This window comes from Opacimonas viscosa, from assembly GCF_024199005.1.
Lineage (GTDB): Bacteria > Pseudomonadota > Gammaproteobacteria > Enterobacterales > Alteromonadaceae > Opacimonas > Opacimonas viscosa.
Genome location: NZ_JANATA010000025.1, coordinates 1 through 12396, shown reverse-complemented (window position 1 = coordinate 12396; position 12396 = coordinate 1). Strand labels below are relative to the sequence as shown.

10 protein-coding genes are annotated in these 12396 nt (G+C 39.7%); 5 read left to right on the top strand and 5 right to left on the bottom strand.

What is annotated here, in order from left to right; all coding sequences use genetic code 11:
• Nucleotide 1: 1 nt before the first annotated feature.
• Nucleotides 2-1003, bottom strand: coding sequence for an alpha/beta hydrolase family protein (locus NLF92_RS11640; RefSeq protein WP_254102130.1), 1002 nt, complete (start codon nucleotides 1001-1003; stop codon nucleotides 2-4).
• 6 nt (nucleotides 1004-1009) lie between these two features.
• A complete protein-coding gene (locus NLF92_RS11635) occupies nucleotides 1010-1828 on the bottom strand; it encodes an ion transporter (protein ID WP_254102128.1) in 819 nt (272 codons plus the stop codon).
• A 142-nt stretch (nucleotides 1829-1970) separates the two neighbouring features.
• Between NLF92_RS11635 and NLF92_RS11630 the strand changes: the two genes are divergently transcribed.
• Nucleotides 1971-4418, top strand: a complete 2448-nt coding sequence (locus NLF92_RS11630; protein WP_254102126.1) for an ATP-binding protein — start codon at nucleotides 1971-1973, stop codon at nucleotides 4416-4418.
• On the opposite strand, the gene NLF92_RS11625 is transcribed toward NLF92_RS11630, so the two are convergent.
• Together NLF92_RS11625 and NLF92_RS11620 are read right to left on the bottom strand one after the other, a co-directional pair.
• A complete protein-coding gene (locus NLF92_RS11625) occupies nucleotides 4388-5032 on the bottom strand; it encodes a response regulator (RefSeq protein WP_254102124.1) in 645 nt (214 codons plus the stop codon). The genes NLF92_RS11630 and NLF92_RS11625 overlap by 31 nt on opposite strands.
• 21 nt (nucleotides 5033-5053) lie before the next feature.
• Nucleotides 5054-6466, bottom strand: a complete 1413-nt coding sequence (locus NLF92_RS11620; protein WP_254102122.1) for a cache domain-containing protein — start codon at nucleotides 6464-6466, stop codon at nucleotides 5054-5056.
• 255 nt (nucleotides 6467-6721) lie between these two features.
• On the opposite strand from NLF92_RS11620, the gene NLF92_RS11615 reads away from it, so the two are divergent.
• From NLF92_RS11615 to NLF92_RS11605, 3 genes are all read left to right on the top strand, one after another.
• Nucleotides 6722-7795, top strand: a complete 1074-nt coding sequence (locus tag NLF92_RS11615; protein ID WP_254102121.1) for a TRAP transporter substrate-binding protein — start codon at nucleotides 6722-6724, stop codon at nucleotides 7793-7795.
• Between the two features lie 76 nt (nucleotides 7796-7871).
• A complete protein-coding gene (locus NLF92_RS11610) occupies nucleotides 7872-8390 on the top strand; it encodes a TRAP transporter small permease subunit (RefSeq protein WP_432420227.1) in 519 nt (172 codons plus the stop codon).
• The gene (locus NLF92_RS11605; protein WP_254102117.1) at nucleotides 8387-9679 is read left to right on the top strand and encodes a TRAP transporter large permease; all 1293 of its coding nucleotides are present in this window, start codon (nucleotides 8387-8389) and stop codon (nucleotides 9677-9679) included. The genes NLF92_RS11610 and NLF92_RS11605 overlap by 4 nt, the downstream gene beginning before the upstream one ends.
• Nucleotides 9680-9809: 130 nt before the next feature.
• Here the strand turns inward: NLF92_RS11605 and NLF92_RS11600 are convergent, their stop codons facing one another.
• The gene (locus NLF92_RS11600; RefSeq protein WP_254102115.1) at nucleotides 9810-11375 is read right to left on the bottom strand and encodes a DUF3612 domain-containing protein; all 1566 of its coding nucleotides are present in this window, start codon (nucleotides 11373-11375) and stop codon (nucleotides 9810-9812) included.
• 204 nt (nucleotides 11376-11579) lie between these two features.
• Here NLF92_RS11600 and NLF92_RS11595 point away from each other — a divergent pair, with 204 nt between their 5' ends.
• Complete coding sequence (locus NLF92_RS11595; RefSeq protein ID WP_254102113.1) at nucleotides 11580-12035, top strand: aldolase/citrate lyase/malate synthase family protein; 456 nt, start codon at nucleotides 11580-11582, stop codon at nucleotides 12033-12035.
• The last annotated feature ends 361 nt before the right edge of the window (nucleotides 12036-12396 follow it).

The window sequence follows — 12396 nt, the reverse complement described above, 5'->3', positions numbered from 1 at the left end:
TTTATTTCAACAAAGTAAGAAGGTGTGAAAAAGCAACACTTTGCCCATGTAACCAGTCAAAATGTCCTACATTACCAATGAGTACGGTTTTTGCGTCAACATGGTTTGCTTGTTCTCGCGGTACAATAGCATCAACACTGCCTTGTAATAAAGTCACTGAAGCTAATTGTGGTGCTTGGAACGGGTGCTCTTTTGGGTTAGCCAAGTAATATGCACCTGGTTTATCCACTGGCATACCTTGCATGAAATCACTGGTAACACTTTGGCAGCTATTGGTACCCTTAGCATAGTCTTTAATATCAACGATAGCCGCTAAACCGAACACGTGAATTTGCCAATTATCCGGCCAAATATCCGCACTTTGAGCCGCAGCCAATAAAGCTAAATGTCCACCGGCAGAATGGCCTAATATATTAATGGTAAGTGGACGCCCATCAGCGATAACGGAGTGTTGCTGAGGTGCATTGTTCGGCGTCGATACACTTTTTCCTGGGGCCTTTGCTAACATACTGCGTATTTTACCGAGTGCTGATTTTATATCGAAAAACGTCGTTGGCCAGCCACCACCGGTAGCACCTGTCCGTCGATACTCAATGTTATAAACTGAGTGTCCTGCTTTAGCTAGTGCTGTAGCTTGGGGAAACGTATGACGAATATCAAAAGCAGACAGCCAACAACCGCCATGAATCAAAATCACAGGAGATTTATCCTCTTTGGAGGTATCTGGTTGTGCCGCCCAAAAATGGATAAATTGATTGTCATCCTCCCCGTAATACCAGGTTTCTTCTGGTTCGGTGAAGAACTGTGCTTGTGTATCCTGATAAGAAACATTGCGTAACTCTACAGCAGCAGTGACCTTATCGGAGATGGATTCACTTGCCCATAGCATATTGGAACCGAGTAACACCAAGAGCCACGCAACACATATGCCAAAAGGGTTGAGTTTAACCTGACGCGGTACCTTCTCATTCCGATCAGCTAGGACGTGAGTATCTTCTAGCATAGCGCTTTACTCCTGAGGCTTTGAGGCTGCCTGCTGAGCCATAATGAGTGCTTTTAATTCCTGAATTTCAGCTTGTAAGCTAGCAATGGTCGGTTCATGGTTTTCTTCCGCATTTTCTCTAGCTAGAGCTGCCTGCTCTTGCTCCATCACACTCACTACAATACCTATCACCATGTTCAAAAAAGCAAATGCAGTGAAAAAGATAAACGTAAAATAGAAGATCCACGAATAAGGATATATCTCCATCGTTTCGTACATCACATCCGTCCAATCTTCAAAAGTCATCACTCGAAATAAAGTTAACATAGAAATCGCTATATCCCCCCACAACACAGGGTTGATTGTAGAGAACACATAACTACCCACCGCCGCGTAAATATAGAAAATGATGAACATTAACAACACGACATAGAACAACTGTGGCATAGCTTTTAAGAGAGAGTTTATCAACACTCTAAGTTCAGGGACTACCGAGACCATTCGCAAGACTCTAAACACCCTAACTAAACGAGCGAGCAACGCCATTTCTGAATCATCAACGGGGATCAAACTGATTGCGACGACCAAGGTGTCAAAAATATTCCAGCCTTTCTTGAAAAAGGCTTTTTTATTGTTATCTGTAATAAAACGAACGCTAATTTCAAACAAGAAAAATAAAGTAATGAATTTGTCTAAGATTTTAGTGAAGTCAACCGCACCATCAGACAGCGGGAAAGTTTTGGCGCCAATTTCTAAAGCGGAAATAATAATGACGGCGACGACCGTCATTTCAAAAATTTTATTATTTTTTAATTTATCTAACCAAGAAACGATTGAAAAAGCCATATATATAGCGTCCATATTGATATCAGATTTGCCCAGGATTTTACCCTATACAGAATGAGAAAAAACTATAAATTGACGCATTTTTTTCTACATCAACTAGACTTAACTAGGACAAACTAATTGGTTATGCTTTTTAGCATTTATGACGTTATTTTCAAAATATTTTGTACTCACAATCCTATTATATATGTTACACGGGCAGATTTTTGCTCGTGATGTTATGCATATCCAAAACCTTAACTCGGCTGAAGAATTGAGACAGAATGAGGCTAGTAAGTTAAGTACTGACCCTATAGACTCAAATAACAAAATTAGCTCGACAAGGGGGGCTCCTGAGCAACCTACAAGCGTTAATATCTTGGTCATTAACGGCTTTGACCCGACCATTCCATGGTCACAGGCCTTGATCAAAGGATTAGCCGTCGCCATGGATAAAAAGGATACCCCTATTCAACTATTTGTTGAGAACACCTACACGGACATTCAACAATCACCCGATTTCCAACGGAATATTCTTAAAGGGATCCAAACGAAGTATCGTGATATTCAAATGGATGCCATTGTCTCAATGAGCGTAAATGGGTTTAAGTTTGCAAAATTAATCGAGGATGAAGGTGCGTTTAAAGGTGTTAAAAGTATTCTTTACGACACTAACAACCAAATCCAATACGTGGAAACACCGACGGGCCCTGATGTCAAAATCATTTATTCAAACTTGATTGAACGACAAATCAAACAGTTTTTTGTGACTTTGCCCAATCCGCAACGAATCTTTATTAATCGTGCTCCGGAATCATTATTTGCACCTGGATACAATGAACTGAAATTGTACATGGCGCAAAATTTACCAAATACTGAGCTGATCCTCATTGAGGGCAATGTAGCACAAAATATCTTAGATACACTGCCGTTAATGACACCCGCTGATATGTTTTTCTACATGCCCGTCTTTCAAAACGCGCAGGATCTACAAGTCACACCCAAGGCTTTCCTGCAGCAAATTTCGCCCCTAGCTAATGTCCCAATTTTTAGTTTTTGGGATACTTTTTTAGGTAGCGGAATTGTCGGAGGGATCCTTCATTCACCCGTCAAAACCAGTTCAGAAATTGTTGGTTTAACCTTGGATATACTTGATTTTGGGGAGATTCAACGCGACCCTGTTTTTGAAACGGAAGTGTATGATTATGAGTTACTACAACGGTTTAATTTGAATATGCCTTTAGGCAATCGTCATAAATTTATTAATCCGCCGACCAGTGTATTTGAAGATTACCCATTTATCTCACTACTCACTGTGTGCTTTTTTATAGCAGTCATCATTTTCTCACTCTTTTTACACAACCACCGTTTAAAACGATCTTATGCACAAATTAGCTTAGCTAATGAAAAAATGGAACGCGCCAGAGAGGAAGCTATTTCTTCATCTAGGGCAAAAAGCCGTTTTCTAGCCACTGTGAGCCATGAAATCAGGACTCCTATCAATGGTATCATCGGTGCTTTAGGTCTTATTGAAAACTCAGCGTTAACAAAAGACCAAAAACAACTAATTAATGTAGGCAAATATTCTGCTGAATCTCTATTGCTAATCGTTAACGATATTTTAGACTTTTCAAAACTAGAATCTGAAAAGCTCATATTAGCCGAAGAAGGGTTTTCTCCACAGCGATTGCTTAATGAGACCTTGCAATATGCGACGATTATTTCTGATACAAAACCGATTAAAGTGATTCCGGAATTTGCAAAACTGATTGATGTACCTCTGCTCGGTGATAAAAATAGGCTTAAACAAATATTGTTTAATCTAGTTAACAATGCGACAAAATTTTCATTGCGTGGTGAGATAACGATCGGAGCCGAAATCACTTCAGAAAATGAGTCTTATCGCTTAACTTGTTGGATTAATGATACTGGTATTGGGATCAGTAAAGTTGACCAAGCAGAGTTGTTTCAACCCTTTGTGCAGGCGCAAGATTACCTCCATAAATCACAAAGTGGTACCGGTTTGGGGTTAACTATCTGTCATGAATTGATTCAAATTATGGGGGGGACTATTGCATTATCCAGTGAACTCAATGTGGGCACTCGTGTTACATTTAGTGTACCGTTACCCCTAGCTGAAAAAGTCCATAATGATGTCGCCGAAGAATTAAACTTTACACTTTCAGAATTACAAAATTGTCGTATTTTATTAGTTGAAGACAACAAAATAAATCAAGAAATTACCCAGGCACAATTATCTGAGTTTGGGATACATTGTGAGATTGTGGATAACGGTTATTTATGTATCAAGCAGCTCCAAGAAATTGCACAATCAGGCGCGAAGCACCCCTCTTTTGACATTATTTTGATGGATATCCAAATGCCCATCATGAATGGCTATGATACTGCCCAAGCTATTCGCAGTGGGGAAGCGGGGAGTATTCATTGTAATATACCGATAATCGCCCTAACAGCACATGTCGCATTAGAAGAACAGCAAAAAGCTTTGGAAGCCGGTATGCAACGGCATTTAAATAAACCGATTCACCCTAAAGAGCTTCTCAATACTATTTATGAGCTCTATTCTAAGTCCATATCAATAAGACCATGATCGACTGCATATCGCACTAATTCGGCCAGAGAATCTACGTGTAATTTTGCTTTAATATTACGTCTATGTGCTTCGACCGTACGCGCACTGATATCTAGTATATTTGCGACTTCTTTACTCGATTTACCTCGTGCAATATGTGACAAAATAACTTGCTCTCGGTTGGTTAAGCGCTCATTTTTGTGTTGCACAGGATTGGTCGCAAGTACTTTTGCGAGCGCGCTTGAGAAATAAGGCTTGCCCAAAGAAATTTCCTTGATGGCTTGGTACACTTCAGTAGAACTGGTATTTTTGAGAATATACCCAGAGGCACCAGCCTGAATGGCATTGGTGACGAACTCAGCATTGTCATGCATGCTAAAAATGAGCACTTTCGTATCTTTTAGCTGTTCCGTAATAATTTCAGTCGCCTCGATGCCATTCATACCTGGCATACTGATGTCCATCAAGATCACGTCGGGACGACACTTCTGTGCCTCAGCTAACGCCGTGGAACCATCATTACACCTAGCGACCACCTCTATATCATCATAATACGAAAAGCAGGCAATCAGGCCATCTTGAACCATAGGGTGGTCATCAATCAACATCACTCGAATTTGCGGCTCTAACATGTGTTTTCCTATTAATAATAACTATGATATTGAGGTCTCGTTAGCGTCTTGCGAATGATCATTACGATTGAAATGATTCGCAAAAGCCGACCGTGGAATTTTAGCAATGATGGTGGTGCCTTTACCCGGTTTCGATTTTATCATAAATAAGCCTAGATGGTATTCGACCCTCTCAGCTAAATTCCGCAAGCCAATACCAGTATTTTTGTTGGTTTGTATAGCGAGAGTATCAAAGCCGATACCATCATCTTTGATGCGCAAGGTCAGCCAATTATCAATCATGGATATATGAATCTCTACCTGCTTTGCCTGAGCGTGTTTATCAATATTGATAAGTGACTCTTGGACCACCCGATATAGTGTTGTCGAAATATCATCAGGTAGTAATTTTCTTAATGTCATTTTATGCACATGGACTTGTATTCCTGTGCGTTCTGAGAACTCAACAGACAGAGCCTCCATAGCATCTGATAAACCCAACTCATCCAATATACGAGGATGCAAGTGGTGAGAAATGCGACGGATCTCAGTAATCGCCGTATCTAAGTTATTTTCCGCATCGACCAAGGGCTTGGGTTTCGTTACCTGTGAGCGATTTATACTCAGTCCAGTCGCTTCCAACGCATATTTCACAGAGATTAAGATTTGTACAATACCATCGTGTAATTCTCGTGAAATATGACGACTTTGTTCTTCCTGAGCGTTAATGACGCGTTGTCCCAACTCAGTGATTTTTTCATCTGACTGTTTTTTCTGACTTAAACTGACGACTAATCCAAACAAAAAAATGGCTAATATCGAACTCATCGCGATAAATAAAATGATGCGTTTTGTGCGATTCACATGCTTATCAATTTGTTCTTTCACGTTTTCTAATTGTTGATTAACACTATCGAGATAGACCCCTGTACCGAGCATCCACTTCCAATTATCGTGATACAACGAGTAACTTAACTTTTCTGTGGTTTTATTGGTCGATGGTTGCAACCATTCATAACGGTGAAACCCGCCACCATTGATCGCATTTTGTGTCAGTATCTGTATGGTTTTCTCACCTTTGCTATTTTCAAACTCCCAGAAGTTATTACCTTGACGTGCCAAATCTTTGGGTAAAGCGATGTTGTTTCCTTTGTTGTCATAGACAAAGAAATAGCCATCTTCGCCATATAACAGCTTTTGAGTCAGCTCTACGACCAATGTATCAGCTTGTTTTTGCGTCAATGAGTTATGTGTCTCATTATCAATGGCAGCAAGGCCTAGAGAGGTATAATTACGTAATTCTTGTTGCTTTTGCTCAATTAAAAATTTTTCTAATGTCGCTAAGTTTTGTTGCGACAAAGTACGATATTCATCGGTAACAAATGTGTAAGTAAAAATCGCGGTGAGAATTACCTGGATAATAGCAATCAGCATTAGCCTAAACGAAAGTGGCATTTTATTTGACCTGTAGCAAGTTTTCTTATGACGATAACATCATCCCAAAGATCATAAATGAATACCAGTTATCATATTATCACCATCTACGCCTTTCGTATTAGGTGGTTTTACGTAAGATCTTTTACCTTGATGCTTTGCGTATATTTACGAATGGTTATCTGTTGTAAAAGAATTAACATATCGCTCACATTGTTTAAGCATTATTATAAATTGTGCTTCAACGGTGACACACTTTATGAATAAGGAAACAACATGAAATTGACTAATGTTTTAAAAGCACTCGTCATTGCTAGTATCGCACTTACGCCGCTAGCAAATGCCGATGATGGTAAAAAATATCGCTGGAAACTCGCTGAAACTTGGGGCCCTAACTTCCCAATCTTTGGTGATGCTACCAAGAACATGGCGAAAATGGTGAAAGAGATGTCTGGTGGTCGTTTGACTATCCGTATCGATTCATCCAACAAGCATAAATCAGCTTTAGGTATCTTTGACTTTGTTAAAAATGGTCAATACCAAATGGGGCACTCTGCGTCTTATTACTGGAAAGGTAAAGACATCAACACATTGTTCTTCACTACATTACCTTTCGGTATGACAACATCAGAACAGTACGCTTGGTTCTACCACGGTGGTGGTATGGAGCTAATGAAAGAAGTTTACGACCAGTACGGCGTAATGTCTTTCCCTGGTGGTAATACGGGTAACCAAATGGGCGGCTGGTTCCGTAAAGAAATTAATTCTTTAGACGACCTTAAAGGTCTGAAAATGCGTATCCCAGGTTTTGCCGGTGAAGTACTTGCTAAACTTGGCGCAAAACCAACCAATATCCCTTCAGGTGAGCTATATACATCTTTAGAAAGAAACACGATTGATGCACTTGAGTGGGTAGGTCCTTCTTTGGATTTACGTATGGGCTTCCACAAAATTGCACCTTACTACTACACTGGTTGGCATGAGCCGGCAACTGAGTTGCAGTTTATGGTTAATCAAAAAGCGTATGATGAATTACCTGAAGATCTACAAGCTATCTTAACAATTGCAATGAAAACTGCAGCATATGACATGTACACGCAGTCTACGCACGAAAGTGGTAAAAACTTAGCGACTATCCAACAGGATTTCCCTAACGTTAAAATCCGTACTTTCCCTGCTCCTGTTATGGCTGCAATCAAGAAAGCAAATGCTGAATTATTAGAAGAATTTGCTGCAAAAGATGAGATGAGTAATAAAATCTTAACATCGATTGAAAACTACAGAAAACAAGCGCGTCAGTGGACTAACTTCTCTGACCGTGCATATTTAGATAGTCTTGACGAAAAGTAAGACACACTAAATGCAAGACCTTATGAGGTAACCTTTGCGTTACCTCATTTCTATTTTTCTAAGAGATACCATTCCCATGTTATTGATACACTCTTTGTTACGCAGATTCATCGACCTGGTCGGAAGTTTGTGCAGTCTCCTATTGATCCTGATGATCATCAACGTCTTTTATGACGTGTTGATGCGCTATATGTTTAATGACGTTTCAATTGCGCTCCAAGAATTAGAGTGGCATTTATTCGCTGCTATGTTTATGTTCGGTATCGGCTATACCTTAAAAGAAGATGGACACGTTCGTGTTGATCTGTTTTACGATAACTTTGCCAAGAAAAAACAATTGTTAATTAACATGTTCGGTACGATTGTGTTTGCTTTGCCAATTACGGCAATTATTTTATATTTTAGTATTGATTATGCGTTTGAAGCATACGAAATGGGTGAAGGAAGCCCTGATCCAGGTGGTTTACCTCATCGCTGGATTATTCGTAGCGTGATTCCAGCATCCTCAGTATTTTTACTGTTATGTATTTTCTATGTAGTGCTCGATAACCTCAAAAGCCTCCTTGAATTAAAAACAGAAGGAGCAGAGTCATGAATGAAGAACTCATTGGTATATTACTCTTTGGTGTCGCCCTAATTTCACTTTTCGTGGGGTATTATGTTGGCTTCACTTTCGCTGGTGTATCGGTCCTAGTCGGTGTAGCGTTCTTAGGTTTAGATCTGTTTTCTTTTATGCCATATCGGATCATGGCGATCATGGAAAATACGACGCTAATGGCTATTCCTATGTTTATTTTTATGGGAATTGTGCTACAAAAAACCGGACTCGCAGAACGCTTGTTGGAATCATCCGCTAAATTATTTGGGGGGATTTCAGGAGGAGTTGCTATCTCGACTATCGTAGTGGGTGCATTACTTGCTGCGTCTACCGGTGTTGTTGGTGCTTCTGTTGTTGCAATGGGCGTGATCTCATTGCCAGTTATGCTCAAAAATAACTACCACCAACCAACTGCATGTGGGGTTATTTGTGCATCAGGTACTCTGGGGCAGATTATTCCTCCGTCCATCATACTCATTATCCTGGGTGATGTTATGGGTATTGCGGTTGGGGATTTATTCAAAGCTGCGGTGCTACCTGGCTTTATGTTGGTCACAGCTTATGCGCTATATATTTTGGTTTTAGGAAAATTCAAACCTGATTTTTGTCCCCCCATTGTCGTCGACGAGCCTAAAAGCGAGATAATTAAACAAGCACTCAAAGATATCTTACCGCCATTAGTGCTGATTGTTGCTGTGTTAGGTTCAATATTTAGCGGTGTTGCGACTCCAACAGAATCATCAGCTATCGGTGCAGTTGGTGCTGTGTTGTTATCAATCGCATACAAGAGCTTTTCCATCAAATCGTTACAAGCTGTCTCGAAAGAAACGGTCAAAGTAACATCTATGATCTTTGCTGTTCTCATCGGTGCGACTGCATTTTCGATGGTCTTTAGTTATTCGGGATCTGAGTATTTAGTCGAGGAGTTTTTCTTGGACTTACCTGGTGATAAATGGATGTTTATCATTATAGCAATGGTAGCCATTTTGATTTTAGGCTTCTTTATCGACTTCATCGAAATCGCATTTTTAGTCGTGCCTATTTTGACACCAGTAGCGATAGCACTTGATATTGATTTGATTTGGTTTGCCATCCTGATCTCAATGAACCTACAGACATCGTTCTTGACCCCACCCTTTGGCTTTAGTTTATTTTATCTCAAAGGGGTTGCTCCTAGCTGGCTCAAGACATCCACAATTTATAAAGGGGTAATGCCATTTATCCTAATTCAAATTGCGGTGTTGTGTTTAGTATTAGCATTCCCAAAATATTTAATTATTTTCTAAAGCTAAGTACTAGGTGAATTAGCAGCTCACCAAAATATATAAAGGCCTGTTTTTAAATTAACCCACGTTTGGTTGCATTTAAAAACAGGCCTTTTTGTTATTGGTTACTAAACAATAATGTAAAGCGTTATCACGCAATAAATGTACTTTTGATAACAGCATCATCACCAGAATAACAACTCGGCTCACGGGGGCACTCAGCGCCTCTAGAACAGATTAACCGGGGATCGGTTTGGACACCTCTTTCCACCCAATTAATATTCAATATTTTAGCGACACTGAGTAATTGTTTTTGAATTGACTGCGGCAATTTAGCTGAACCACCACCTGAGACACACAGCTCTTTAATTTCATGTGCAATGGACGTTGCATCTCCACCTTGAGCTTGAATGGCAGGATTTAAATCAATTCCTGAACACAACACATGACTATTTTGTGCTAAATCTTTGGTATTGGTTGATTCACAGCAGTAAATTCGTGGTTCGTTGCCCACGTTAAGAATAGATAACTGCGCTGAGGTACCTGTCACAGGTGTATTAATCATGCGAAACACAGCCCAATGCTGACAAGGATCAGCGACCTCACGCATATTCCCCCAAGGTAGTGGAATGCCATTGCCACGATAAACAGCCTTGAGTTTACCAGGCGCAAAAGCATCAAAATAATGCCAATGTTTATAAGGTGATACTGCAGTCATACGCCGCATGGCGACAGAAGCCGAAACATTGACGATCTCGTGAGTTTGTATTTCGTAACCATTGCGATCAAGCAGTTGTCTAAATGGTACTTTTGGACATAATAAGGCACCAGCGAAGAAGCTCGCTTCAAAGTCGCGCCATGCTTGTAAAATATCTTGAGTATCAATATGCGAAGAGTGGACTTTGGTATTTGAGCCACCTTGCATCACACTGTACTGATTTAGACCTGTTACCAACACGCTTTTTAAACCATCATTGTTATGCAAAACACTATGGCCAATGTGCACAGCGATATCGTATTTGAGACGACGTTCGTGTTTTTCCAACAAACGATTAATACAAATAGTATTAGGATGGGCAAAGTAAGAAGTGACCACAGAAGTTTCATTAACACCATATTCTGCGGCAAAACCTTTCGGTAACTTATTAAACCATTTAATTTGTAAACCTTGTTGCTGGGCCAGCATAGTTAACTCACCAACACTCAACGGCATACGTTTCATACCCACTTCTTCAGCCGCTTTTTCCAAATCAGGAAAATGATTTTGATGATGCTCTTGGTGAGCCCTGATCAACAGATGTGCAAATTGACGACCACTTATTCCCGTTTGGGAAAGCATCTCTGGAATAGCGATTTGTAAAATGTCATGAGTAAACAAAAAACTCGGTTCGAGTGGCATACCACTAATGCCCCCTGAACTCCCTTTATCAGGTGTGATGTCATCTTGTTCAGGGACGTCATCTAGAAACCAGTCTGGTGACTTTTGGAAGACCTCTGCAATCACTTCTAGCATATCAAAACTAGGCACTCGTTTACCTCTTTCGATCATGGAAAGGTAGGATACAGAGGGAGCGTATTCAGCGTTGATCCGAATACAACGTGACGATAAGTCATCGAGTGTTAAATTATTTCTTTTACGTAAATTTCGTACTTTCGTACCGAGTAAATGAGTTTTACGACCTAAGCCACTGTTTCCTTTAGGAATAACTGATTTCATCTGATCATGTCCTTCTCATACTTTGGTTCACGTTTTTGTAAAATTTACACTGTGAAATTTTTACTGTGAAATTATTCTATTTTTTATCCTATTATTAAAATCAAGCCAAGGCAATACACATTTAGTCCTTAGGCAATCCATTGTTTGTACAAAGCCAAGAAAGAAGGCGAGACAGACAAATAGAAAAAATTTTGGAGATACATTATGAATATGCCAGCATTCAATTTAGACAACTTATCACAAACTCATGTTTTACAAGCACAAGCAATTGCTGCTACAAATGCACGCTGGCAGAGTGCTTACGACGTGTTAGTCGATGATGCTAATATTATCGCCATGCTTGATGCACGTTTTCCTTTAGATAAAGGCTCACACGCTGATGTTAAACAGTATGTTGTGTACTTCCGTCATATTATGGCTTTTTTCAAAGATGGTACACATTGTGGTTTAGCTCAACCTAAACAATTTGTTGCACTATGTGGCCACAAAGAGACACCAGAGTCGATCGTATTAAAAGAAGATGGTCTACATGTAGAACTCAAATTTAACCGTAACGGTTCACGTGGTAAAAATCACTTAGCAGGTATTCAAGATATCCAAATGGAATTTGTTACACAAAGAGAGTTTACCGCTCCAGATGGTGAAGAATACATCATTTAATGCAACGAATTTAGGTGGTATATCGATAATAATATAAATATCGTCCTGTTTACATATGATCATATGTCACCTATACCAATAACAACCCTGTGTCCTACAACAGATGTCGTTGTTTTAACTCAGCCTTTTGGCTGAGTTTTTTTATATAACGATCCTTATGCGATTATAGTAATCAAAAAAATCTAGTATTAACTTTGTAAGTTATTTATTTGGCAATGACATATTTTTTCTCTCTTTAAGGCCGTCGACCTAAATCATTCAAAAGATCCATAAATAGCTTATCAATAAACTTAATGTAACATCATCACCCCATTAGATGGCGTCATCCCTCCCTGCTCACTAAGGATCCTGCGGATCCAAA

Excerpts from the sequence above, each read along its gene's own strand:
- NLF92_RS11640 (WP_254102130.1), bottom strand. The coding sequence starts at position 1,003 with ATGCTAGAAGATACTCACGTCCTAGCTGATCGGAATGAGAAGGTACCG.
- NLF92_RS11635 (WP_254102128.1), bottom strand. The coding sequence starts at position 1,828 with ATGGCTTTTTCAATCGTTTCTTGGTTAGATAAATTAAAAAATAATAAA.
- NLF92_RS11630 (WP_254102126.1), top strand. The coding sequence starts at position 1,971 with ATGACGTTATTTTCAAAATATTTTGTACTCACAATCCTATTATATATG.
- NLF92_RS11625 (WP_254102124.1), bottom strand. The coding sequence starts at position 5,032 with ATGTTAGAGCCGCAAATTCGAGTGATGTTGATTGATGACCACCCTATG.
- NLF92_RS11620 (WP_254102122.1), bottom strand. The coding sequence starts at position 6,466 with ATGCCACTTTCGTTTAGGCTAATGCTGATTGCTATTATCCAGGTAATT.
- NLF92_RS11615 (WP_254102121.1), top strand. The coding sequence starts at position 6,722 with ATGAAATTGACTAATGTTTTAAAAGCACTCGTCATTGCTAGTATCGCA.
- NLF92_RS11610 (WP_432420227.1), top strand. The coding sequence starts at position 7,872 with ATGTTATTGATACACTCTTTGTTACGCAGATTCATCGACCTGGTCGGA.
- NLF92_RS11605 (WP_254102117.1), top strand. The coding sequence starts at position 8,387 with ATGAATGAAGAACTCATTGGTATATTACTCTTTGGTGTCGCCCTAATT.
- NLF92_RS11600 (WP_254102115.1), bottom strand. The coding sequence starts at position 11,375 with ATGAAATCAGTTATTCCTAAAGGAAACAGTGGCTTAGGTCGTAAAACT.
- NLF92_RS11595 (WP_254102113.1), top strand. The coding sequence starts at position 11,580 with ATGAATATGCCAGCATTCAATTTAGACAACTTATCACAAACTCATGTT.